19 protein-coding genes are annotated in these 23,492 nt (G+C 64.5%); 1 reads left to right on the top strand and 18 read right to left on the bottom strand.

Annotated elements, in window-relative coordinates:
* Nucleotides 1-19 precede the first annotated feature (19 nt).
* Complete coding sequence (gene phoU / locus AC0L58_RS03960; protein WP_473686908.1) at nucleotides 20-757, top strand: phosphate signaling complex protein PhoU; 738 nt, start codon at nucleotides 20-22, stop codon at nucleotides 755-757.
* Here the strand turns inward: phoU and AC0L58_RS03955 are convergent, their stop codons facing one another.
* The 18 genes from AC0L58_RS03955 to AC0L58_RS03870 all read right to left on the bottom strand — a co-directional run bounded on the left by AC0L58_RS03955 (nucleotide 758) and on the right by AC0L58_RS03870 (nucleotide 23,486).
* Nucleotides 758-2,179, bottom strand: coding sequence for a sensor histidine kinase (locus tag AC0L58_RS03955; RefSeq protein WP_473686906.1), 1,422 nt, complete (start codon nucleotides 2,177-2,179; stop codon nucleotides 758-760).
* A 31-nt stretch (nucleotides 2,180-2,210) separates the two neighbouring features.
* Nucleotides 2,211-2,549, bottom strand: a complete 339-nt coding sequence (locus tag AC0L58_RS03950) for a hypothetical protein (RefSeq protein WP_473686904.1) — start codon at nucleotides 2,547-2,549, stop codon at nucleotides 2,211-2,213.
* Nucleotides 2,550-2,616: 67 nt separating this feature from the next.
* On the bottom strand, nucleotides 2,617-3,960 hold the full coding sequence (locus AC0L58_RS03945; protein WP_473686902.1) for a sigma-54-dependent transcriptional regulator: 1,344 nt from the start codon (nucleotides 3,958-3,960) through the stop codon (nucleotides 2,617-2,619).
* Between the two features lie 201 nt (nucleotides 3,961-4,161).
* Complete coding sequence (locus AC0L58_RS03940; RefSeq protein ID WP_473686900.1) at nucleotides 4,162-4,878, bottom strand: DUF4097 family beta strand repeat-containing protein; 717 nt, start codon at nucleotides 4,876-4,878, stop codon at nucleotides 4,162-4,164.
* A 120-nt stretch (nucleotides 4,879-4,998) separates the two neighbouring features.
* Nucleotides 4,999-6,831 (bottom strand): DUF885 domain-containing protein, encoded by a 1,833-nt coding sequence (locus AC0L58_RS03935; RefSeq protein WP_473686898.1) that lies wholly within the window; start codon nucleotides 6,829-6,831, stop codon nucleotides 4,999-5,001.
* Between the two features lie 221 nt (nucleotides 6,832-7,052).
* Nucleotides 7,053-8,321, bottom strand: a complete 1,269-nt coding sequence (locus AC0L58_RS03930) for an ABC transporter permease (protein WP_473686896.1) — start codon at nucleotides 8,319-8,321, stop codon at nucleotides 7,053-7,055.
* 9 nt (nucleotides 8,322-8,330) lie between these two features.
* Nucleotides 8,331-9,632 (bottom strand): ABC transporter permease, encoded by a 1,302-nt coding sequence (locus AC0L58_RS03925; RefSeq protein WP_473686894.1) that lies wholly within the window; start codon nucleotides 9,630-9,632, stop codon nucleotides 8,331-8,333.
* Nucleotides 9,633-9,768: 136 nt separating this feature from the next.
* Nucleotides 9,769-10,983, bottom strand: coding sequence for an ABC transporter permease (locus AC0L58_RS03920; protein WP_473686892.1), 1,215 nt, complete (start codon nucleotides 10,981-10,983; stop codon nucleotides 9,769-9,771).
* 11 nt (nucleotides 10,984-10,994) lie between these two features.
* The gene (locus AC0L58_RS03915) at nucleotides 10,995-12,317 is read right to left on the bottom strand and encodes an ABC transporter permease (RefSeq protein WP_473686890.1); all 1,323 of its coding nucleotides are present in this window, start codon (nucleotides 12,315-12,317) and stop codon (nucleotides 10,995-10,997) included.
* Between the two features lie 136 nt (nucleotides 12,318-12,453).
* Nucleotides 12,454-13,686, bottom strand: a complete 1,233-nt coding sequence (locus AC0L58_RS03910) for an ABC transporter permease (RefSeq protein WP_473686888.1) — start codon at nucleotides 13,684-13,686, stop codon at nucleotides 12,454-12,456.
* A 9-nt stretch (nucleotides 13,687-13,695) separates the two neighbouring features.
* Entirely contained in the window at nucleotides 13,696-15,003 is a 1,308-nt protein-coding gene (locus AC0L58_RS03905; RefSeq protein WP_473686886.1) for an ABC transporter permease, read from the bottom strand.
* Between the two features lie 148 nt (nucleotides 15,004-15,151).
* Entirely contained in the window at nucleotides 15,152-16,372 is a 1,221-nt protein-coding gene (locus AC0L58_RS03900; RefSeq protein ID WP_473686884.1) for an ABC transporter permease, read from the bottom strand.
* Nucleotides 16,373-16,381: 9 nt separating this feature from the next.
* Nucleotides 16,382-17,683: an ABC transporter permease gene (locus AC0L58_RS03895; protein WP_473686882.1), complete on the bottom strand. Its 1,302-nt coding sequence runs from the start codon at nucleotides 17,681-17,683 to the stop codon at nucleotides 16,382-16,384.
* A gap of 150 nt (nucleotides 17,684-17,833) precedes the next feature.
* The gene (locus AC0L58_RS03890) at nucleotides 17,834-19,090 is read right to left on the bottom strand and encodes an ABC transporter permease (protein WP_473686880.1); all 1,257 of its coding nucleotides are present in this window, start codon (nucleotides 19,088-19,090) and stop codon (nucleotides 17,834-17,836) included.
* 10 nt (nucleotides 19,091-19,100) lie between these two features.
* Nucleotides 19,101-20,417, bottom strand: coding sequence for an ABC transporter permease (locus AC0L58_RS03885; RefSeq protein WP_473686878.1), 1,317 nt, complete (start codon nucleotides 20,415-20,417; stop codon nucleotides 19,101-19,103).
* 141 nt (nucleotides 20,418-20,558) lie between these two features.
* On the bottom strand, nucleotides 20,559-21,278 hold the full coding sequence (locus AC0L58_RS03880; protein ID WP_473686877.1) for an ABC transporter ATP-binding protein: 720 nt from the start codon (nucleotides 21,276-21,278) through the stop codon (nucleotides 20,559-20,561).
* Between the two features lie 121 nt (nucleotides 21,279-21,399).
* On the bottom strand, nucleotides 21,400-22,671 hold the full coding sequence (locus AC0L58_RS03875) for an efflux RND transporter periplasmic adaptor subunit (RefSeq protein ID WP_473686875.1): 1,272 nt from the start codon (nucleotides 22,669-22,671) through the stop codon (nucleotides 21,400-21,402).
* Nucleotides 22,672-22,880: 209 nt separating this feature from the next.
* The gene (locus AC0L58_RS03870) at nucleotides 22,881-23,486 is read right to left on the bottom strand and encodes a hypothetical protein (RefSeq protein WP_473686873.1); all 606 of its coding nucleotides are present in this window, start codon (nucleotides 23,484-23,486) and stop codon (nucleotides 22,881-22,883) included.
* Nucleotides 23,487-23,492 lie beyond the last annotated feature (6 nt).

Raw genomic sequence — 23,492 nt, 5'->3', positions numbered from 1 at the left:
CTGATACAGGCAAATCATGATGAATATCCACAAAGACCACATCATCAAAAGCTACGACACCGAACTGGGCCGGCTCACCACCGAGATCGTGCGCATGGGCGAGTTGTCCGTGAAGCAGCTGGAGGCGGCGATCGACGTCGTCGGGCGTCGCGACGAGCGTGCCGCGCAGCGCGTGGTTGACAACGACGACGCGATCGACCAGATGGAACAGGACATCAGCCACGATGTGGTGCGGTTGCTGGCACTGCGGGCACCGATGGCTGGCGACCTGCGCAACGTGTTCGCCGCGCTGCGCATCGCGGCGGATATCGAGCGGATCGGTGACTACGCCGCCAACGTGGCCAAGCGCTCGATCCCGCTGTCGATGGTGGCGCCGGTGCAGCCGGCCGCAGGGCTCGAACAGCTGGCGAGACTGGCAGCCATCGGCGTGCGTGATGTGCTGGTGGCCTATCAGGATCGCGACGCCGAACGCGCACACGCGGTGTGGAAAAACGATACCGTGCTGGACGAGGCCTATACCGGCTACTTCCGCCAATTGCTGACCTACATGATGGAAGATCCGCGCAACATCACGCCGTGCACGCACCTGTTGTTCATGGCCAAGAACATCGAACGCATCGGCGACCACGCCACCAACATTGCCGAGAACGTGTGGTTCCAGGTCACCGGCGAGCCCTTGTCGGCCCAGCGCAAGAAGCTGGACCAAACCGCCAGCGCGGATTTCTCCGGTCTCGCGGTCAAGCCCGACAAATCGTAGTCAACTCCGATGCAGCCGGCTGGTGGTTGGCAGCAACAACGTCACCCGCAGGCCACCACCCTCGCGATTGGCCAGCAACACGCGCCCGCCGTGCGCCTCGCTGATCTCGCGCGCCAGCGCCAGGCCCAGGCCGGTGCCGGAGCGCTTGGTCGAATAGAACGGCAGCAGGGCCTGCGAAAGCACGGCCTCGCTCATGCCCGGCCCGCGGTCGGCCACCTCGATGCGCAGCTCGTTGGCTGATTCCATGATGGCCAGCGTGACTTCGTCGTCCGCGCCGCCAGCCTCATGCGCGTTCTTGATCAGGTTGATCAGCACCTGCTCGATCTGCACCGGGTCGAAACGCCCGGGCCGTTGCGGCAATGGCGTGGCCAGACGGTAGTGGCAATGCAGCGACAGGCCATCGAGGAATGACTGCCAGTCGACGGCCGCCACCTGCGGCGTGGGCAGCTTGGCGAAACTCGCGTAGCCGGCAATGAATCCGTGCAGATGGCGGGCGCGTTCGCCGATGGTGGCAAACACGCTGGGCAGCCGCTCCACGTTGCCGCGCCGCGCCAGTTCGGCACCGGAATGGGCCAGCGACGAGATCGGCGCCAGCGAATTGTTGAGCTCGTGACTGATCACCCGGATCACCCGCTTCCAGGTCGCCACCTCCTGTCGAGACAACTCGCGCGTCATGCGCCGGAACGATTGCAGCCGGTGCGGCCGTCCCTGCAGCCGGAACGTGCGCTGCGACAGGTGAAAGGTTTCCTCGCCGCCGTCCATCTCCACCGTGAGCAAGGCGTCTTCGCCGCTGTCCACCGCCTGCCGCAGCACCTCCGGCGCATCGGCCAGCAATTCGGAGAAATCGAGCCCGGTGAGGCTGCGGCCTTCGTTGAACAGATGCCGCGAAGCAATATTCGCGTAGGCGACGCGACCGGACGCATCGGTCAACACCAGCGCTACCGGCGTGTTCTGCACCACCGTATCCAGCAGCAGTTCGCGCTGCGCCAGATGCTGGCGCTGCTCGCGCAGGGTGCTGCCCAGATCGTTGTGCATGCGGATCAACTGGCCCAGCTCGTCGCGCCGGGTGGCGGCGATGGAGAAACTGAAATCCCCGTCGCGATAGCTGGCCACGGCACCTTCCAGCGCGCGCAGCAGGCGACTCACCGGGGCCATCGCCCTCCCGCCCAGCCAGATCGCAGCCAGCAGCAGCAGGATCAGTCCCACGGCCAGCGCGGTATAGGAATCCAGATGGGGCTCGGAGACCGCCTTGGCTGGCGCGATTGCCGCGTCACCCTTGACCGCCAACAGGGCCTGCAACCAGCCCAGGAATTGCGGCAGCGGCCACTGCATCACCGCTGCGTAGATCAGCGCACCCGCCACGCCGGCGGCGAACAGCAGCAGGCTCAGGCGTGCACGCAGCGAATTCAGGGAGCGCCACATGGCCCGTGACTCCCGAACCGGAACAAACCGCTCAATGGCATGCCGGATCCCTCGGATCCAGCGCGCAGTCCACCGGGGGGCGCCCGTTCTGCCATGGCCGTTGCTTGCCCATGATGGCGGCCTTGTCATTGGCCTGCGGCGGCGGCTTGTAGGCCGGGCCGGTCTTGGCCGGCTCCCTGAACTTGAACGGACTCTCACTGCTGGCGGCCGTACCCGGCAGTACCCGATCGGCCCGATAGCCGGTCGAACTGGCCGCCGGCGGCATCTCCCAACGGTCTTCTTGGGTGGTGGGGCTGGGCGCCGTGGATTGTGCGGCGACACTTCCGGCCAGCAGGGTGGCGCAGACCATCAGCAGACCTCGGAACAGCATGGCATTTCTCCTGCGTTTCAATCACTCATCTTTCTACGCCAATCGCGCCGCAGCAAGCACGCCGTGCTCAGCTCGAAGACGCCAGCCCATAGCGTTCCATCCGCCGGTACAACGCCTGCCGCGACAGGCCGAGTTGCCGTGCCGCGCGACTGACCACGCCGCCGGCCTGCAGCAACGCCTCCTCGACCACGTCGCGACTGGGCTCGTCCAGATCACGACTGGCGGCCGAAACATGCTGCGGCAGGTTGAGCAGCTCGGGTGTGATCGGGTTGCCGCCCGCCAGCAAGGCCGCACGCTCGATCGCATTTTTCAGCTCGCGCACATTGCCCGGCCACGGATAGCCGAGCAAGGCCTCGCGCGCGGCATCGCCCAGTTCACCCCGGCCATCGAGAAAGAATTCGGCCAGCGGCAGGATGTCATCGTTGCGCTCGCTCAGAGGCGGCAGGTTCACCTCGATCACGTTGAGGCGGTAGTACAGATCCTCGCGAAAGGTGCCGGCGCGGATCATTCCCTTGAGGTCGGCATTGGTCGCACTGAGCACCCGCACCTTGGCCTGGCGTGTCTTGCCGGAACCGAGCCGCTCGAACTGGCCGGTTTCCAGCACGCGCAGCAGCTTCATCTGGCCAGGCAGCGGCAGGTTGCCAATCTCGTCCAGGAACAGCGTGCCGCCATCGGCGAGTTCGAAGCGGCCCTCGCGCGCCTTGTTCGCACCGGTATAGGCGCCCGCCTCCGCCCCGAACAGCTCCGCCTCGATCAGCTCGCCCGGCAGCGCACCGCAATTGACCGCAACGAACGGGCCACGCGACACCGGCGAATTGGCATGCATGATCGTGGCAATGCGCTCCTTGCCGGTGCCATTGGGACCGGTGATCAGCACCGACACGTCGGAACGGGCCACCTGGCAGGCCAGGTCCAGCGTGCGCGCCATCGCCTCGGAAGCGAACACCAGGCCGTCCAGCTCGTACTTCTTGCGCAACTGTTCGCGCCGCTGACGGCGCTCCCGCCGGCTGCGGCTGATCTCGCGGCTGGATTCGGACAACTCCAGCAGGTTCTCCACCGTGGCCAGCAGCTTGTTGTCGTCCCACGGCTTGGCCAGGTAATCGGCTGCGCCGGCCTTGACCAGTTCCACCGCGGTTTCCAGATGCGTCCACGCGGTGAGCAGGATCACCGGCAGATCGGGATGGCGCTCGCGGATCGAACGGAACAACGCCACCCCTTCCTTGCCCGAGGTGGTGTCGGCGGTGAAGTTCATGTCCTGGATCACCACGTCGACTGCCTCGCGCTCCAGCGTGGCCAGCCCGTCCTTCGGCGTGAGCGCCGTCAACGGGTTGATCTCGTGCAGCGACAGCGCCAGCGACAATGCCTCGCCCACGGCCGGGTTGTCATCGATGATCAGTACGGTACGGGTCATTCGTTTTCTGCACATGTGGACATGGATGCCGCTCCTGCCGACAAGGTTGCCATGACTAGTGGACTATGCAAGGAACGGCAGATGGCAGGTGCGAGATTGATGGCAGAACAATATTGATGCAAACCGGAAGCGCAGCCGCGCCAGACAGTGACTCGCGCTCCCGCGGACGTTCAGCACATGGTGAGGGTTGCGCGGGCCAAGTCATCGCGAGACAGCGGTCTCCTTGTGCACCGCCCAATCACCGTGTGCAGGATCAGGCTCACCCTGCAACGCCGGAGCCGCACCATCGAACCATTCCACTGAAATACCGCTGACCGCACCGATCTTCGCCTTTCGGCTCACCTTGAGCACGCCACCGCGAGTGGCCACGATAGGACCGTCCACGACCACGCCCGGCCCGATCACCAATACCGGCAATCGTCGCTCCTCATGATGGTTCACCGTCATCGACGGGTCCGGCTTGGGTAACACGATACCCTTCGCCACGTGGGTGGTCCCGGTCAGCCGCACGCGACCGGCGACCGTTTCCAACTGGCCACCGATGTAAGCGTTGTCGGCATCGATGGTGCCGGTCACGGTATGCACGCCTCCGTCGACCCGCACGCCATCCGCCAGCTGGATATGGCCCGTCACCGATTTGACGTCGCCGGTGCAAACGACGCCGCGGTCGAGCTCGATGCGTCCGTCGACGCTGCGCAGGCCCGATGCGTGAGCTCCGCTGCCGAGCAAAATGTCACCGTCCACCACACTGATCTTGCGCACGTGCGCCATGGGCTGCACGCGCACGTTGCCGTCCACGGAATACACCGAACCATGAAGCTCGCCGCTTTTCAGCGTCGTGGCGCGGTCGATGTGAAACGAACATCCAACCAGGGTCAGCACACTCAACGGTATGACCAGCCGCAGCATCCGAATCATCTTTGAACTCCTTTTGCGGGCGAGAGAGTCGGCCGCAGCCACGCATTGCGCGTTCGCATCGCCGTCCCGTGCCCGCTGAACAAACGCGCTGCCCGGCATCATCCGGGCAGCGCCGTCATGTCACCCCGCCACAGCCACCGGATGCGCGGGTGCCTTGCCCGCCTTCACCGCCGCGATCCAGTTGTCGACGCGGGCTTCCAGCACGTCCAGCGGCAGCGCACCGCCGCTCAGGATCTCGTCGTGGAAGGCACGGATGTCGAACTGGTCGCCCAGCGCCTTTTTCGCCCGCGCACGCAGTTCGAGGATCTTCAACTCGCCGGTCTTGTAGGCCAGCGCCTGGCCGGGCCAGGTGATGTAGCGATCCGTCTCGGCCTGCACGTCCGGCTCATCCTCGCTGGAATGGGCGTGGAAAAAGTCGACCATCTGCTGACGCGTCCAGTGCTTGTAGTGCACGCCGGTGTCCAGCACCAGCCGGTCGGCGCGCAGCAATTCGTCGGACAGGCGGCCGTAGTCGGACAGCGGGTCCTTGTAAAAACCGACCTCCTTGCCCAGTTGTTCGGCATACAGCGCCCAGCCCTCGATGTATGCGTTGTAGCCAGCCTGCTGGCGGAATGGCGGCAGCTTCGGCAGCGTCTGCGCGATCGAAAGTTGCAGGTGATGACCGGGGATGCCTTCGTGATACGCGGTCGATTCGATGGTCAGTATGCTGCGGTTGGCGAAGTCGCCGGTGTTGACGAAAATCTGCCCTGGCCGCGAGCCGTCCGGCGTGCCGGGATGGTACTCGGCCGCTGCGGCCTCCTTCTCGCGGAACTTCTCCACCGGCTTGACCACGACCTCGGTCTTCGGCAACAGACCGAACAGCTTGGGCAGCTCCGGCTCCATGCCGGCGATGTAGGCGCGGTAGCGGTCGAGAATGCCCTCGCGTGATTTGGCATGCGTCTTTGGATTCGTCTTCAGCGAGGCGCGGAAGCTGGCCAGATCCTTGAAGCCCTGGGCGTGGGCGATCTTGGTCATCTCGCCTTCGATGCGCTTGACCTCGGCCAGGCCGATCTGGTGGATTTGCTCCGGCGTCTCGTTGGTGGTGGTCATCTGCGCAACGTCATAGCGGTAGATCTCATCGCCATTTGGCAAATCCCACACGCCCGGATGGCTGCGTCCGTGCGGCGCGTAGTCATCCGCCACGAACTTGCCGAGCTTTGCGTAGGCCGGGCGTACATCGTTGTCGATCGCCGCAAGAATCTCATCGTGCAGCCGCTTCTGATCCGCTGCCGACACCGATTTCGGGAAATGCTTCAGCGGCTCGGCAAACACGCTGTCCATGCCGGCCGGCTTCTCGATGCTGTCGATCTGCGTCACCACCTTTTCCAGCAGGTACTTCGGCGGCATCATCTTGTCGCGCATGCCCAGGCGCGCCACCTCGGTGACTTGGTCGAACAGCTTCGGCACCGCCTTCAGGCGCGCCAGGTAATCCTCGTACTCCTTGGTATTGTGGAACGGGATCGAGCTGACAAAACCGGCCAGCGCAATATGCACACCGCTCATCTGGTCCAGTGGCATCTCGTAGAGCTTGAGCTGGTAACCGCGCAGCTCATCCTTCAGCTGACGCACCATCAATTGCTGGTTGAGCTTGTCGCTGTCCGAAAAACCGGTGGTGTCGATCGCCTCGAAACGCTTGAGAAAATCCTGCGTCGCCTTGTGGTCGGCGGCCATGTGCGCCAACGAAGCGTCGGTCCAGCGATCGTTGTAGCGCAGGTCGCCCAACATGGTGGCGAACTCGGGGCTGTTCTTCAGGTTGTACTGCCACTGCTCGGTCAGCAGCGCATTAAGCGCCTGCACCCGGCTGCCGACATCGCCCTTGGCGATGGATTGCTGCGCGGGCGCAGCATGCAATGGGGCAGCGAAGGTCACCGAGCCCATCAGGGCCGCACAGATCAGCAATGGCAAGGTTTTCATCAGGCAGCATCCTTGAGGGGTTGTGGTGGATGAATACGGTGGATTGTGACGCCGACCGGGCCCGGACAGCCCGTGCCAGAGTGCATGGATTCATATGGACCCCGCCACTGGTGGGCCAGTACGTAGGGCGGGCTCCGCCCGCCGCTCGGCCCCGGCGCAAACCGATATTCCTCCGGCGGCCAGAGCCCGCCCTGCGCGTGGGTGATTCATGTGCTCATTCATCACACGCTCCGCGTCGCCACCACCGGCGGCACCGCGCTGGCGCGTAGCGCCGGGCTCAGCACCGCCAGCTGGCCCAGCAACCACATCGCCGCGGCGCCGATCGGCAGATAGAACAACGGCAGCCGTGGCAACTCGTACTGGCGCATCAGCAGAAGATTCAATGCCAGCGCCAGCAGCACGCCAAGCACCACGCCAGCGCCCACGATCAGGAAGTTCTCGGTCTGGAAATAGTGAAGGATGTCGCCGCGTCGGGCACCGATCGCGCGGCGGATGCCGATGCTGCGGGTGCGTTGCTGCACCCAGAAGCTGGCCAGTCCGGCAATACCCAGTGCGGTGACGAAAAGCAGGCCAAGGCCCGACGCCAGCAGCAGGCTGATCATGGTGGTGTCGCCTTGAAAGTAGCTGGCACGCATGTGCTCGTAGGTTTGCGCATCATCGGCGGCAACCTGTCGACCCGGATTGCTCTTGTTGAGCGCAGCCACGGCTGCCTTCATCACCGCGCTCCGCTGCGAAGGCTTGCTGCGCAAGGCGAACAGCGCGCGTCCTTCATTCGGCTCCAGTGGCAGCAGTGCCGACTGGTCGTCACTGCCATTGCCGGACACATTGGCCTGGTGCAGGTGCGCGACCACACCCACGATGCGGGTCGGCTGGCCTTGCATCAGTCCCTCACCGAAATACACGTCGCGACCGACGACGTGATCCGGATGTTCGGGGTACAGGCGCCGCGCAAACGCCTGCGTGACGATCATCGCGGAGGTGACCACGGACTGGCCGGCGGGTTTGTCCGGCACATACTCGTCGGCAGCAAACATTCGCCCTGCTACCAGCGTCAGGCCCAGCGTGCGCAGCGTGTCGGGCGTACCGGAGTAGACATCCGCCTGCGCACAACCGGGCACGTTCAGGGATTGTGCCTTCATGACGGCATGAACAGCGGCAAGCGAGGTGCAACCACCCGAGCCGTGCTCACTGTTCGAAAAGGGCACGTTGCTGATCAGTGCCGCCGATGCGACCCCTGAAAGCTTGCGCAGTGCAGCAAGATCAGCCTCGTGCAGCGCCAGCGCGTTGACACCGGCATCCAGGTCGTCGACTTCCAACAGCGACAAGGTGCGCTCGTCCAGCCCGCTCGGCGTGGTCACTCGCTGTACCCGCTGGACAACCAGGAACACCGCGTTGGTGATGATGGCGCAGCTGAAGGCCACCTGCAGCACCAGCAGCAGCGCCGTCAATTTATGGTGTTTGAGCGAGGCGAGTACCGGTTTCAGTTGCATGGCCGTTCCCTATAGCGCTTTCAATCGCAAGGCCGGCGCAATGCGGCAGGCCCGCCACGCCGGCAACAAGCCGGCCAGCAGGCTGACGACGATGGCCAGCACGACGGTGGCAATCAACATGGCACCGTTCATCCGTGCCAGATGGGCATAATCGTTGGGCCGCTGACGCACTGCCCAAAGGCCCAACTCAGCCAGGCCAATGCCGAGCACGCCGCCGGCCAGCCCGATCAGCGCCGACTCGACCCCCAACTGGCGAAAGACATCGCGGCGACGCGCACCCAACGCACGACGCACGCTGATTTCGCCGCCCTTGCGCAGGAACTTGGCCAGTAGCAGGGCGACGATGTTGACCAGGCAGACGAAAAGAAAGCCCAGCGCCAGCCATGTCTGCAGCAACACGTCGTTCGGCACCAGGCCCTCGTGATGCAGCCACTGCGTCAGGCCATAAAGTTTGGCCTCGCTCGCAGGGCGCTCGTAGCGTCCCAGCTCCTTTTGCCGTGCCGAGTAGTCGACCAGGAATCGCCGATACGCGCTGACCTGCGCCGGGCTGTCCAGCTCCACCCAGAACGATAGCCAGCTCACGGTCGGACTGGTCGGCGAAGAATCCTTGCCCCATCCGTTGTCCCAATTGTGGTCCAGGCGCAACGCCATGGCGGTGGACAAGGGCAGGAAAAACTGGTCGCCGTCATCGAAGTTGGTGCCGATGATGGCGTAAAAGAGAGGCTGCGGATGCCAGTCGTCGACCACGCCGATCACCTGGAAATCATGCTTGCCCAGATGGGCCGTCCTGCCCACGGCGGATGCGGTTCCGAACAATCGTTCCGCCAGCTTCCTGGTCACCACCACCACCGGGGCGGCATCGACATCGTCCTGCCCTGACCACCCGCGGCCTGCCACGAACGGCACGCCAAACATGGAGAAGAAATCATGCGTGGTGAAACTGCCAGCGACGGATTTTGGGGCCGCGCCGGAATGATCGGACCGCGCCGTCAGGTACCCACGCGCCATCGCCGCCTGGCGCACGCCCCTGTGCGCGTCAAGCAACGCCTTTGCATCGGGCCAGGTCAACGCCGTCGTGGGGCCGCCGACCGTGCCGGGCTTGTAGTGATAATCCAGCGGCAACGGATTGAGCCGAGGCCGGTAGATATGTGCGCTTCGCCCCGGCAACGGATCGCGCGTCATGACGTTGAGCACGGTCAGCATGGTCATCGACGCGCCAATCCCCAGCCCGATCGCCAGCACCATCAACGAAGTGAGGATCGGGCTGCGCCTCAAGCTGCGCAGGGCCATGGCGATGTAGTAACCAAACATCATTGGCCTCCTTCGCAGACGAGAACAGACAATGCGCGTAGGGCGGGCTCTGCCCGCCACACGGGCTCGACGCGACCCGGGGCACCTTTGGCGGGCAGAGCCCGCCCTACGGGTGAGCGGACCATTGGCGTATTCATCACACGCTTCTGGTCGCGACCACTGGCGGCACCGCCGCCGCGCGGAGTGCGGGACCAAGTACCGCCAGTTGACCAAGCGTCCACAACACCGATGCGCCTATCGGCAGGTAGTACAGCGGCAGGCGCGCCAGTTCGTAATGCTGCATCAACAGCAGGTTGAGCACGTAGGCCAGCGCCATGCCCAGCACGATGCCGAAGCTGACGATGAGAAAGTTCTCGGTCTGGAAGTAATGCAGGATGTCGCCGCGCGTCGCGCCGATGGCGCGGCGGATCCCGATCTGTCGTCGTCGCTGCTGCACCCAGAAGCTGGCCAGGCCGATGATGCCCAGCGCGGTAACCAGCAGCAGCGCGGCGATCACGCCAACGAGGATGCCGGCCATCAGGCGATCCTGCCGGAAATAGTTCTCGCGCAGTGTGCCAATGGTCTGGCTGGCCTTGCTGTCCACCACCGTCTCCGGCGCAATGGTGGCGATCGCGGTCCGTGCGTCGCGCAAGACGCGCGGCAAGTCAGCCGGTTCAGCCCGCAACAGATAGACGCCCGCGAGTTGATCGCCCGGCTCGGCGGGCACGTAGACGGACCATTCGATCGTGCTCGGACCGCCTTCTCCGCCATACGGCCGCGCCAGGTGCGCCAGCACGCCGCCCACGCGGAAGTGGAGTTTGCCGGTCCAGAACTCCTTGCCCAGCGGGTCGGCGCCCGGCCACAGATGCTCGGCCAGCGCGCGGGTTACCCACACGGTGGCATCCTTCGGGAAGTAGGTGCCGATAGGTCGGAAGTCGCTGGCTTGCGGCGCGCTTCCGGCAACCAGCTGCAAACCCAGGGCCTTGAAGCTGCCGGGGCCACCGACATAGAAGTCCACCACGCCGGCCTGGCGCTTGCCCTCGGCATCGGTGCTGATGCCGGCGGTGCCCGCATGGTCGCCGAACGGCACCGCGTTGATCACGTTGACCGATTGCACGCCGGGAATCTTCGCCAGACCGCTGAGTACGCGCGCGTTGAGGTCGATATTGTTCGCCTTGTCGAAACCGGTCAGCTTCACCACCGCCAACGCGTTTTCGTCAACGCCGCTGTTGACGCGGGACTGCTGCATGCGGGTGATGATGAGGAACGTGGCATTGCACAGCACTGCACAGGCCAGCGCGATCTCCAGCGCGATCAGCAAGGTGGCCAGACGATGCTTGCGCAGCGCGGCGAGAATGGGTTGGATCTGCATAGGGCCTGTCCTCACAGCGTCTTGAGTTGAATCGCCGGCGTGATGCGACTGGCGCGCAGCGCCGGCAGCAACCCGGCCAGCAGGCTGGCCGCGATCGCCAGCACGAAAGTGACCAGGAACATCGTCGGATCCAGACGCACCAGGTCGGCATACTCGATCGGCTGACGGCGGATCAGCCACAGCCCGAGCTGGGTCAGCAACAAACCACCGAGGCCGCCCAGCAAACCGATCAGCCCCGCCTCGACCAGGCATTGCGCGAACACCGCCGAACGACTCGCACCCAGCGCGCGGCGTACGCCGATCTCGCCGGAGCGACGCAGGAATTTCGCCAGCAGCAGGCCGACCGTGTTGAACAGGCAGATCGCCAGGAACGCGAACGCGAGCCAGGTCTGCAGGCGCACGTCGCTGGGCACCACCTGGTTGAGGTCAAGCCACTGCATCAGGCTGGGCATGTCGGTGTTGTCCGCATGCACGAAGCGGCCGAGCGCCTTCTGCTGGGCGGCGTACGACGCAATGTAACGCCGATACGCGTCAACTTTGGCCGGGGTATCCAGTTGCACCCACAACGCCACCCACACGCACGGTGAGTTCCTCAGGTCCGTGAGGTCTTCCGGCATGCGCCAGCAGGTGAACGCATTCAAGCTGCCAGGATCCACATCCAGTGCGCTCTGGAACGGCATGAACACGTCTTCCGGCGAGCTGTAGAAGCTGGCCGTATCGCCGTCGGCGTAGCGGCCGCCCGCCACATCGTAAAATTGCGGCGATGGCCGCCAGGGGGCCAGCACGCCGATGATGCGCACGTCGCTGTCCTTCAATCGCAAGGTGCGGCCGACGCTGTCCTCGCCGTGGAACAGCTTGTCGTTGAGATCGGCCGAGATGACAGCCACCCTTGCGCGGCTGGTATCGTCCTGCGCCGTCCACGCATTGCCGTAGCGAAACGGCACCTCGAACATCGGAAAGAAGTCACTGGTGGTTGCCAGCATCTGCGCCATCAGCGGTGGCTGGTTCACACCGGGCACCGTCATCCGCACCGCACCGTTCGCGACCATCGCCTGCCGGTCGGCGCGATGAGCACTCCACAGATCCAGTGCCGAGCGATAGTCCATCTTGTCCCACGGTTTGTGGTTCTTGCCGGGGTGCGGACTCGGATCCACCTGCGGATAGAAGATGTGCTGGCTGCGCCCCGGCAGCGGATCACCGGACAGCAGGTGCATCACGGTCAGCGTGGTCATGCTGGCACCGATGCCCACCGCGATGGCGAGGATCATCAACGCCGTGAGCATCCTGTTGCGCTTGAGGCTGCGCAGTGCGAGGTCAAGGTAATAGCCAAACATCATTGACCCCCATGGAAAACAGAAACAAGCAATGCACGTAGGGCGGGCTCTGCCCGCCATGGGCGCATCGGACAGCGTCGGGCACATGCGGCGGGCAGAGCCCGCCCTGCGGGTGGATGATCGATGCGGGTCGTCATCACACGCTCCGCGTCGCAACGACGGGCGGGACTGCCGCGGCCCGCAGCGCCGGGCCCAACACCGCGAGTTGCCCGATCAGCCACAGCGCGATGGCGCCGACCGGAAAATAGATGGCGGGCAAGCGCGGCAATTCGTAATGCAGCATCAGGAACAGGTTGATGGCGTAGGCGAGCACCATGCCGAGCGCAATACCGATCGTGGCCAGCAGGAAGTTCTCGGTCTGGAAGTAATGCAGGATGTTGCTGCGGGTGGCGCCCAGGGCACGACGCACGCCGATAGTGCGACGCCGCTGAGAGACCCAGAAGCTGGCCAGGCCGACGATGCCCAGCGCAGTCACGACAAGCAGCGCCGCAATCACGCCCACCAGGATGCCGGCCATGGCGCGGTCATCCCGGAAGAACCTGCGCCTGATCTCGTCGAACGTGCGCTGGGTGGTCACCACGCGTCTGGGGTCGACCTTTTTCAACGCAGCCACGGCGGCGGCCAACACTTGCGCGCGCTGTTGCGGTTGGGTCCGGAGGATGTAGCTCTGGTCCTTGTTGGCGCCCATGCGCAGTGGCGCCACCATGGTGTATTGGGCTGTCCCGATATCGTAGGCGTTCGGCCGGACCAGGCTGTCCAGCACACCAACGACCCGCAGACCCACCGTCGGCGTGAGGTACATGATGCGGCCCAGCGGGTTCTCCCCCGGCCACAAACGCTCGCCCAATGCCTGCGTAATCAGGGCCACGCCGGGCAGGTCCTTGGTGTCGCCGCTGGCCAGCGCCTTCATGACCACGTCCGCATCCATGAAGTCATCCGACCGCAGATCGCGACCGGCGATCAGATGCGTACCCAGCGTCTCGGGCAGGTTCTCGCCGAAATAGGTAGTCGCACTCAGGGTACGGTCTTGCTGGCCGGGAGTAAGCCGAATGTTGGCATTGGAAGAGGAGAAGCCGAAGGGAACCTGATTGGAGGTGGCGACCGAAATCACCCCCGGCACCCGCCGAAGTGCGGCAACATCCTCTGCCGCGCGTGCATACGGATTGGCGGAACGTGTCACGTCGGCCACCTGGATCTGCAGCAATTCGTGCTCGGCCACGCCGCTCGGCATGTCCATGCGATCCAGACGCTGACCGATCAGGAACACGGCATTGCACACGATGGCGCAGGTGAGCGCGATCTCCATGATCAGCAGCCACGCGGTCAGTTTGTGCCTGCGCAGGGTCGAAAGAATGGGCAGTATGTCCATGGCAGGCTCCTAATTGCTTTTCAGTTGCAAGGCCGGCGCAACCTGGCAGGCGCGCAACGCGGGCAACAGGCCGGCCAGCAAGGTGGCAAGCACGGCCATAACGAAGGTGGTGAACAGCATGCCCAGGTCCAGGTGCGCCAGCGCCGCGTATTCGGAGGGTCGCTGCCTTACCAGCCACAAACCGAACACGGCCAGCAACAACCCGCCCACGCCGCCGGCCAGCCCGATCACGCCAGACTCCATCAGCAGCTGCGCAAACAAGGCCTTTCTCGACGCACCCAGCGCCCGCCGCACGCTCAGCTCGCCCGCGTAGCGCATGAACTTGGCCAGCATCAGGCCTACGGTGTTGACCAGACACACCAGCAAGAAGCCGAACGCCAGCATCGTCTGCAGCTTCACATCGTCTGGTACCACACCGTTGTGATCGAGCCATTGCATGAGGCTGCGCAGGCGCACGTTCGGCGCGCGCTGGAAGCGCCCGAGGGCCTTTTGTTCCTCGGAGTAATGCACCAGGAACTGCCGATACGCCGCCACCTTGGCCGGGCTGTCCAGTTGCACCCAGAACTGCAGCCACACGCAGGTCGCCGAAGGCAGGATGCCGCTGACGCCACCACCGCCATTGCCCCAGCAGTCGTTGGAACCGTTGTGCTCCAGGCGCAGGTCGACCATCGTTTGCAACGGCAGGAAAATCTGCTCGGTCGAGTCGTAACTGCCAGTGTACAGGTCGTAGAAATGCGGGTTCGGCGCCCAGTGGTCGAGCACCCCGATAACGCGGAAAGTGGTGCCGGCAATATCCAGCGTGCGCCCGACGCTGTTCACTCCGCCAAACAGCTTTTCGTTCAATGCGCGTGCCAGCACCACGTCGCGCGCATGAGCCTCGTCGTCGGCCGCGTTCCAGCCACGGCCGTACAGGAATGGCGTGCCGAACATGGCGAAAAAATCCGCCGTGGTATAGCGCGCGGACACATAAAACGGATCCATCGTCGCCTGCGGCGGCAGGATTGGCGCCTCGCCACCTGTCATCAAGGCCTGGCGATCGGCTCGACCTGCGTGCAGCAGGTTCAGACCGTCGATCAAGGTCACCTGCATCGGCGGTTCCTTGCCCGGCACCATGCCGCGGAGATCCTGCGGGTCGATCTGCGGGTAGTACAGATGCGCACTGCGCCCCGGCAACGGATCGCCCGACAGCACATGCAACACCGTCAGCGTGGTCATGCTGGCCCCGATGCCCAGCGCAATCGCCAGCACCATCAGCGCCGTGAGCACCTTGTTGCGCTTGAGGCTGCGCAAGGCCAGATCCAAGTAGTACCCGAACATCAGCACGCACCTCCGACACTTGAGACGAGCCACGAGATTCCGGTCGCACGTAGGGCGGGCTCCGCCCGCCGCAAGCCCGCCAGGCGGCGCCGAGTCCGGACGGCGGGCAGAGCCCGCCCTACGTGGGAATGATCGATGGGCATGTGCATCACGCCGACCTCGTCGCCACGACCGGCGGGACATTGGCCGCGCGCCGCGCAGGCCCGGAAACTGCCAGCTGGCCCAGCAGCCACAACGCCACCGCACCACCTGGCAGGTAGTACCAGGGCATGCGCGGGAGCTCGTAGTGCTGCATCAGGTACAGGTTGATGCCATAGGCGAGCATCATGCCGAGCAACACGCCGACCGTGCTGAGCAGGAAGTTCTCGGTACGGAAGTAGCTCTGGATGTGGCCGCGGCTGGCGCCGATGGCGCGACGTATGCCGATCTGCCGACGCCGCTGGCCAACCCAGAAGCTGGTGAGTCCGACGATGCCGAAGGCGGTGACCGCCAGCATGATCACGCAGACCAGCACCAGCAGCCATGCCATCGAGCGCGTGTCCGCGAAGAATTTGTCGCGCAGCTCGGTGAAGGTGATGCCCTTGACGACCGCGGTGGGCGCCAGTTTCGCCAGGCCTTCCGTAGCGGTGCGCACAACCCGGTCGCGATCACGCGGCGCACTGCGGACGACATAGAAGTTCAAACCCTTGCTTTCGCTCAAGGGAAAGAAGGCGCTGTAGTAGAAGCTGCGACCACCTTCCATGTTGCGTTGCGGCCGCAGCACATCGGCCACCACGCCGACAACCGTATAGCTGAGTTTGTCCACGTACGCCCGCTTGCCGAGTGCCGATTGCCCGGGCCACAGGCGCGTCGCCAAGCTTTGCGTGACGATCATCACATGCGCGCTGGGCATGAACGAATCGCCCAGCGCGCTGTTGGCATACTCGTCGTCGCTGAACCAGCGTCCCTGCAGCAGACTCAAGCCCAGCGCCTTCTCGCCACCGCGGGTGTACAGGTACTCGGAAGCGTTGACGTTGCCCTTCGCAGACAACTGTTGATCCGGCGTGGTGCTGAGGCCGGTGTTCCAGTCGTTGCGGCTCAGTGGCACGGCATTGATTGCCGCCACCGCCTGCACGCCGGGAATACCGCGCAGATACGCGAGATCGCGCGGAATGTCGCTCGTCGCCTGCTGCGGATCGTTGCCGTTGACATAGGCCAGCGACAGGCCCTGCTCGTCCATGGCATTGGGCAAATGGATGTCCCCGACGCGCTGCGCGATCATGAACACGGAGTTGCACAACACCGCGCAGGCCAGCGCGATCTCCAACACGATCAGGATCGCCGGAATACGATGCTTGCGCAGGCTGGCCAGGATGGGACGGATTTCCATGCTCGATCCTCAGGCAGCCTTCAGTTGTGGAGCGGGCGCAACCACGCAGGCACGCCACGCAGGCAGGATGCCGGCCACCAGGCTTGCGGTCAGCGCCACCACGAAGGTGAAGAAAAACATCGACAGGTCGAGATGGGCGAGGCTCGCGTATTGCGCTGGCTGATGACGAATCGCCCACAGGCCGAGCTGGGCGAATACCAGTCCCAGCACGCCCCCGGCCAGCCCGATCATCGCGGCCTCGACCATGAACTGGGCGAAGATCGCCGCGCGCGATGCACCGAGCGCACGCCGCACGCCGATCTCGCGCGAGCGACGCAGGCACTTGGCCAGCAACAGTCCCACCGTGTTAACCACGCAGATCAACAGGAAGCCAAAGGCCAGGCCGGCCTGCAGACGCACGTCGTCCGGCACGATCTGCATGGAACGCAGCCACGGCATCAATGCCGGCAACGCCACCTCGGGACGGTGCATGCGGCCCAGCGCGATCTGTTGCTGCACGTAGTTCGACAGGAAGGACTTGTACGCCGCCGCGTCGGACGCATCGCGCAATTCCACCCACATGCCCAGCCACATGCAGGGCGCCGTTTCCAGCTTGCTCACGTCTCCCATGGCGAAGCAATTGACGCTGCCCGGATCCATGCCGTCGGCACGGGCCGATTCCAGCGGCATGAATACCGCGTCGCCATCGCCATAGTTGCGGCTGCCCAGCATGTGCGCATAGAAACGTGGCTGGGGCGACCAGGGCTTGAGCACGCCGATGACGCGGTAGTCATGCTCGTTGACGCGGATGACCTTGCCGACGCTGTTTGCGCCGTCGAACAATTTGTCGTTGAGGAAACCGGCGATGACAGCGACGCGCGCGTGATCGCGCTCCTCGGCGACGCTCCAGCCACTGCCGTATTGAAAAGGCACGTCGAACATCGGGAAAAAATCGGAGGTGGTCATCACCCCGTCGCTGAAGAACGGGTGCCGATCTGCCTGCGACGGCGAAATCTTGGCGCGCGTCAACGCGGTCACGACTTCGCGCTCGGCCTTGTGGGCATGCAGCAGGTTCATCGCGTCCACGTAGCTCAAGGTGTCCTGCGGCCTGGATTCCCCGGCCACATAGCCGGCCAGCGGCATCGGGTCGATCTGCGGATAGAACAGGCGCGAGCTCTTCTGCGGCATCGGGTCGCCGGACAGCAGCTTCAGCACTGTCAACGTGGTGATGCACGCGCCTATGCCCAGCGCCAGCGCCAGCACCATCAAGGTGGTGAGCACACGGTTGCGCTTGAGACTGCGTAGAGCCAGGTCAAGGTAGTAGGCGAACATGCGTCATCCCCGTATGGTGGCGTCTTTGCGCATGGCTGTAGGAGCGCACCCTGTGCGCGATGCTTTTTGTTCGGTCGTGCATGACGCTCGTGGCTGCATCGTGCCAAGAGCAATCGCGCACAAGGTGCGCTCCTACAGGTTCGTCGTTCATCACACCGCCCTCGTCGCTGAGACCGGCGACACGTTCGAGGCACGGCGCGCAGGCACGAACACCGCGGCCTGGCCCAGCAACAGGATTGCGACCACGCCGACCAGCACGTACGGCACCGGCAGGTGATCCATCTCGTAGCGGGTGATCAGCCACAGGTTCAGGCCGATCGCCAGCAGCACACCGAGCACCGCGCCGATGCCGGCGATCAGCAGGTTCTCGATCTGGAAGTAGCGCAGGATGTCGAGCTTGCGTGCGCCCAACGCACGGCGCACGCCGATCTGTCGATGGCGCTGGCCGACCCAGAAGCTGGTGAGGCCGACGATGCCCGCGGCGGTCACCGCGATCAGGATCAGGCAGATCACACCCATCAAGACCGCCATGCCCACGTCCGCGCGATAGGCCTTGGCCCGGATATCGGAAAAAGGCCGGACGCTGTCGTCATCGAGCACGCGCAACGAATTCACCTTGTACAGCAACGGCGCTACCGCCCGCATTGCCGCATCCAGCTGACCGGGCTTGGTGCGCACGGCGTAGCGTGCGAAGTTCGCGTCCAGCCGGGTCGGCACCAGGGTGGAATACCATGCGAAACCGCTGCCAAAACTGCCACTGGAGGGAATTTGCAGACGCTCCACCACGCCGATGATGGTGCTCGGCGAGTTGCTGCCATCGGAGTAGATCACCTTCCCCACCGCACTGCCCTGCGGGAACAGCTTGTCCGCCAGCGCCTTGGAAATGATCACGACCGGTCGCGGCGGACTGTCGCGAAACCCCTGGTGCTTCACGTCGCCAGCGTTGAAGGCACGCCCCGCCACCAGCTTCAGTCCGAGCGTGGGCAGCACCTGCTCGTCAGTGAAGTAGTACGCCGTGCGCGTATTGTCCTTGCCGCCAATCTGGGCTCCGGGTGCATGCGATACCGACCCCGTCCACGACGAATTGAGCAGGGGCAGCGAATTGATCGGCGTCACCGCGGCAACCCCGGGCAGGCGGCGCAGCGCGGCAAGATCCTCGCGCTGCATGGCGTCGAGCCTTTCCACACCGGCAGCGGTGTCGGCACTTGGCGCGCCAACCCACTGCTGGCTGACAAAGAACAGATTGCTCTCGTCCAGACCGGTGGGCCGATTCACCCGCTCGATGCGTTGACCGATGATGAAGATCGCGTTGCACACGATGGCAAGGGTCAGCGCGATCTGCAAAGCGATCAGCACCGTGCCGGCCTTGTGCTTGCGCAATGCCGCGAGGATGGGATGCAGTGTCATGCGGCGCTCCTCAATTGCTCTTCAACTGCCACGCGGGTTGCACGCGCGAGGCTCGATAGGTGGGATAGAGGCCGGCCAGGGTGGTGGCGATTACTGCCACCAGCAGGGTCAGCACGAGCAGTGATACGTCCACGCGGGCCAGCGCGGCGATGTCCCTGGGCAACACCCAGCCGACGCTGGCCACGCCGACACCGGTGAGCAGCACACCAAGCACGCCACCGGCTGCGCCGACGATGCCCGCCTCGGTGAGGAATTGCGCATAGATCGAGGCGCGCGGCGCACCAAGCGCGCGGCGCACGCCGATCTCGCTGCTGCGGCGCAGGAACTTGGCCAGCAACAGGCCCACCGTGTTCACCAGGCAAACCAGCAGCAGACCCAGCGCCACCAGCAGCGACACCTTGGTGTCACTGGGCACCACGTGCTGGCTTTCCAGCCACTCCGGCAGACTCCGCAATCGATTGTTCGGCGGCCAGCTGAAACGCCCTGCCGCCTGCTGGTTGCGTGCATAGCCGTCGAGATAGTTGCGATAGGAAGTTACCGCAGCCGCGTCGTCCAGCTCGGCCATGAAAGCAATCCAGGCGCAAGGAGAACGCTGCAGGCCAACGAAGCCCGGCTCGTCCGGCACGGCGTTGCAGTTGGTATTGCCATCATTGGAAATGCCGGCCTGAATGGCCGTCTGGAACGGCAGGAACACCTCGTCGGTACCCGTGGAGAAGCCGCCGCTGTTGACCACATCGTAGTAGCGCGGCTGCGGGTTCCAGTCGTCGAGCACCCCGACCACCCGGTAATCCTTGCCTTCGAGGTTGACGGATCTGCCCACGCTGTTGGCGCCCCCGAACAGCTTCTGATTGAGCTTGCTGGCGATCACCACTACCTGGGCGCGATTGGTGTCGTCGCTGGCGCTCCAGCCGCTGCCGTACTGGAACGGCACATCCAGCATCGGGAAGAACTCGCTGTACACCGCATGTCCGCCCACGTTGAGCGGGTGCTTGCCGGCCTCGGCAGGCACGATGGATGGCGAGATCTGGTAAATCGCCGATTGCAGTTTCGCGCGATGGTCGCGCATCAGGGCAACCGCGTCGGTGTAGTCCATCGCATCGGGAGGCTCGCCGTCGGGGCCTCGGCCATTCGGGCCCCACATGTCGACCTGCGGCACGAAGAGCTTCGCGGATTTCCAGGGAATCGGATCACCCGACACCGCACGGAAGACAGACCACGAGGTCATCGACGCAGCCACGCCGAAGCCGATCGCCAGCACCATCAGCACAGTCAGCCCAGGACTGCGCTTGAGGCTGCGGAGTGCAAGTTCCAGGTAGTAACCGAACATCGAAATATACCTATGCGGTGGTATTCATCAGAAAGCCCTGCAGGAGCCGACGTCACAAGGGGCTTTCTTCGGTCGTGCGCGAGCCTTTTGCCAATCACCAGAAGGCTTTCGCGCACAGGGTGCGCTCCTGCAACACGCGGCTCAGGTTTGGGAGTGCGCGGCCTCGGCGGCATGCGTGTGGAAACGCGGTTCCTCGGCCAGATCCACCACCTGGCCGTCGATGATGTGCACGTTGCGCTGGGCGCGCGCGGCCAGCTCCGGGTCATGCGTCACCATCACGATGGTGGCGCCGTCGCGGTGGATTTCCTCCAGCAGTTCCATCACGCCGCGTGCCATCTGCGTATCCAGGTTGCCGGTGGGCTCATCCGCCAGCAGCAGGCGCGGGCTGCCGGCCAGCGCGCGGGCGATCGCCACGCGTTGCTGCTGGCCACCGGAGAGCTCGGCCGGGTAGTGCTTGGCGCGGGAGGCCAGGCCGACACGCTCCAGCGAACCCATGATGCGCTGCTTGCGTTCGGCCGACTTCATGCCGCGGTAGCGCAGCGGCACCTCGATGTTGTCGAACACGTTGAGGTCGGGGATAAGGTTGAACGCCTGGAAGATGAAACCGATCTTCTCGTTGCGGATCTTCGAGCGCGCATTGTCGTTGAGGTTGCTGACCTCGATACCGTCGAGGTGGTATTCGCCACCGGAGAAGGTTTCCAGCAGACCGGCAATCGTCAGGAAGGTGGTCTTGCCCGAACCGGACGGCCCGGTGACGGCGACGAACTCGCCCTCTTTCACGTTGATGTTGAAATCGCGCAACGCGTAAGTCTCCACCACTTCGGTGCGGTAGACCTTGGACAGGTGGGTCATTTTGAGCATGGTGGGTTCCTTGGTGGTTGGAGCTGGTTTTCGGTTTTCGGTGTTCAGTGTTCGGTGACGGGCGTTGCGGTCGGTGAAGCGGCTCTTGCTGAAAGCTGAAAGCCGAACACCGAACACTGCCTCAATTGCTGATCGCGACCTTGGCCGCACCCTTGAAATTGTCCGTCCCCGAAATCACGATCTTGTCGCCTTCCTTCAGGCCTTCGAGGATCTCGACCTTGTCGATGCTGGAGGCGCCGAGGCGGATCGGGGTCTTGGTGGCGATGCCGTCGCGTACCACGTAGGCGTAGCTGCCGCCGGATTCGTCGACGAAGGAGCCGCGCTGCACGGTGAGCACGTTGCTGCGCTTGTCCAGCAGCACGCGCACCGACAGGCGCTGGTTCTGGCGAAGCTGTTTGGGCGTGGCGCCATCGAAGCGCAGGCGGGCGGCCACCTGGCCGTTGACCACCTCGGGCGAGATCGCGCTGACGATGCCTTTCCAGGTATGGCCGTTGCCGCTGATCTCGCCGGTCATGCCGATGCCCAGGTCACGCGCGAAGCTTTCCGGCACCTGCATCTCGACTTGCAGAGCGGACAGGTCGATCACGCTGAGCAACTGCGCGTCCTTGGCCACGTTGGCCTTTTCGGCAATGAACAGCTGGCCGACCTGCCCGTCCACCGGGGACTTCACGTTGAGATCGTCGACCTGCCGCTTGAGGTCGGCGACCAGCAGCAACTGGCGATCGTGGGCCAGCTTCTTGGACTGGATATCGAAGTTGAGACTGGCATTGTCCATGCCCAGATCGCTGCGGGCGTGCTCGACCGTGAGCCTGGCCTTGTCCAGGGCATCCTTCGCGCGATCGACATCCATGCCCGGCACGGCGCCCTTGTCGAAGGCCTTCTGGTAGCGATCCAGGTCACGCTTCGCGGTCTGCACGTCGATCTTGGCGTTGTCGAATGCCTTCTGCAGCGCCGAACGCTGCTTGCGTGCATCGACCTGGGCACGCAGGAAATCAACCTGCATCGCATCGGCGTTGCTCTGTTCCTGGGCCAGCTTGTTGGTCAGCTCGGGGCTGTCAATGGTGGCCAGCACCTGGCCCTTTTTCACGGTGTCGCCGGCGTGCACCTTGAGTGTCACCGCGCCACCCGAGGTTGCATACAAGGTCGGGCTGACGGCGGCGACGACCTTGCCCTCGGCCGCGATGTCGCGCACGAACGGCCCGCGCTCGACCGTGGCAAACGACAGGCGCGAGGCGCTCACGGAACCGGAGGCGGAGAACAACCGGCCGATGCCGGGAGCCAGCCACACCAGCAGCGCCACGACCACGACGCCAATCCCGGCCAGGATCAACTGTCGTTTGCGATTGGGTTTGACCTCGACCAGACGGTCGGTTGCGGAGGTGTCGCGGATCATCGTGCAGTTCCCCGCCGCGCGTGTTGCGGCTGTCCACGGGTATTTTGCAATCCGCGTGCCAGCGATGGATCGCCGGGCAAACTTCCGCTATTTCAACGAGATAGGAATTCCTCGCACGACGCAAAAGGTGTCCGCGGACACTTGCCGGACGGCCGGACGCAGCGGGTTTGCCCGGACGCCGGACACCGCCGGCCGGGCCCTGCAAAAACTCAACGGATGGCGACTTCTTCGCAGGCTATGCGCGCGGCCAGAGTCCGGCCCAGCCACGAGGCACCCGTGCCCGCCTCGGCGCCGAGTACCTGCATGCCAGCCATATGGCGCAGGCGGAAGCGCAACAGGCGCGCGCTGGTCGGGTGCCACGACGCCGCGTCAATGCTTGCGCCACGCTCGCACGGCGCCTCCGTGGCCACGTGCAGGGCATCCCATGCCAGGTAATCCGTGTCGGGCAGCAGGTAGAGGCGCGCCATGACGCGCCCATCTGCGCACAGGCATTCCACCCATTCGCGCGGACCTTCCGGAGTGATGGTGCTGGCAGCCACCAACGCCTGCACGTGCTGGAGTGGCGCGAGCTCGACCGACTCCACCAGCATGCGTGGCGCCACCCCTTTCCGGGCGGCGCAATGCATGCGGCAAGGCAGATAGAGCACATCGCCGAGTGCTGGCAGGCCGGCTATCCACTCGGTCGCGGTGACACGCAGTCGCGTGCGGCAGACACTCGCCTCTTCGGCGGGGCAGCAGGTCGTGACCAGGTGTCCGGCGACGGGACCGAGCGCACCCGCCACACGACGCAGCAAACTGGCATGGTCGATGCGCATGTCCAC

It is taken from the genome of Rhodanobacter sp. G2-10 (genome assembly GCF_055809185.1).
This window is presented reverse-complemented; position numbering and strand designations above follow the sequence as displayed.

Bases quoted from the DNA above. Each gene is read 5' to 3' on its own strand.
- phoU (WP_473686908.1), top strand. From the start codon at position 20: ATGAATATCCACAAAGACCACATCATCAAAAGCTACGACACCGAACTG.
- AC0L58_RS03955 (WP_473686906.1), bottom strand. From the start codon at position 2,179: ATGTGGCGCTCCCTGAATTCGCTGCGTGCACGCCTGAGCCTGCTGCTG.
- AC0L58_RS03950 (WP_473686904.1), bottom strand. From the start codon at position 2,549: ATGCTGTTCCGAGGTCTGCTGATGGTCTGCGCCACCCTGCTGGCCGGA.
- AC0L58_RS03945 (WP_473686902.1), bottom strand. From the start codon at position 3,960: ATGACCCGTACCGTACTGATCATCGATGACAACCCGGCCGTGGGCGAG.
- AC0L58_RS03940 (WP_473686900.1), bottom strand. From the start codon at position 4,878: ATGATTCGGATGCTGCGGCTGGTCATACCGTTGAGTGTGCTGACCCTG.
- AC0L58_RS03935 (WP_473686898.1), bottom strand. From the start codon at position 6,831: ATGAAAACCTTGCCATTGCTGATCTGTGCGGCCCTGATGGGCTCGGTG.
- AC0L58_RS03930 (WP_473686896.1), bottom strand. From the start codon at position 8,321: ATGCAACTGAAACCGGTACTCGCCTCGCTCAAACACCATAAATTGACG.
- AC0L58_RS03925 (WP_473686894.1), bottom strand. From the start codon at position 9,632: ATGTTTGGTTACTACATCGCCATGGCCCTGCGCAGCTTGAGGCGCAGC.
- AC0L58_RS03920 (WP_473686892.1), bottom strand. From the start codon at position 10,983: ATGCAGATCCAACCCATTCTCGCCGCGCTGCGCAAGCATCGTCTGGCC.
- AC0L58_RS03915 (WP_473686890.1), bottom strand. From the start codon at position 12,317: ATGTTTGGCTATTACCTTGACCTCGCACTGCGCAGCCTCAAGCGCAAC.
- AC0L58_RS03910 (WP_473686888.1), bottom strand. From the start codon at position 13,686: ATGGACATACTGCCCATTCTTTCGACCCTGCGCAGGCACAAACTGACC.
- AC0L58_RS03905 (WP_473686886.1), bottom strand. From the start codon at position 15,003: ATGTTCGGGTACTACTTGGATCTGGCCTTGCGCAGCCTCAAGCGCAAC.
- AC0L58_RS03900 (WP_473686884.1), bottom strand. From the start codon at position 16,372: ATGGAAATCCGTCCCATCCTGGCCAGCCTGCGCAAGCATCGTATTCCG.
- AC0L58_RS03895 (WP_473686882.1), bottom strand. From the start codon at position 17,683: ATGTTCGCCTACTACCTTGACCTGGCTCTACGCAGTCTCAAGCGCAAC.
- AC0L58_RS03890 (WP_473686880.1), bottom strand. From the start codon at position 19,090: ATGACACTGCATCCCATCCTCGCGGCATTGCGCAAGCACAAGGCCGGC.
- AC0L58_RS03885 (WP_473686878.1), bottom strand. From the start codon at position 20,417: ATGTTCGGTTACTACCTGGAACTTGCACTCCGCAGCCTCAAGCGCAGT.
- AC0L58_RS03880 (WP_473686877.1), bottom strand. From the start codon at position 21,278: ATGCTCAAAATGACCCACCTGTCCAAGGTCTACCGCACCGAAGTGGTG.
- AC0L58_RS03875 (WP_473686875.1), bottom strand. From the start codon at position 22,671: ATGATCCGCGACACCTCCGCAACCGACCGTCTGGTCGAGGTCAAACCC.
- AC0L58_RS03870 (WP_473686873.1), bottom strand. From the start codon at position 23,486: ATGCGCATCGACCATGCCAGTTTGCTGCGTCGTGTGGCGGGTGCGCTC.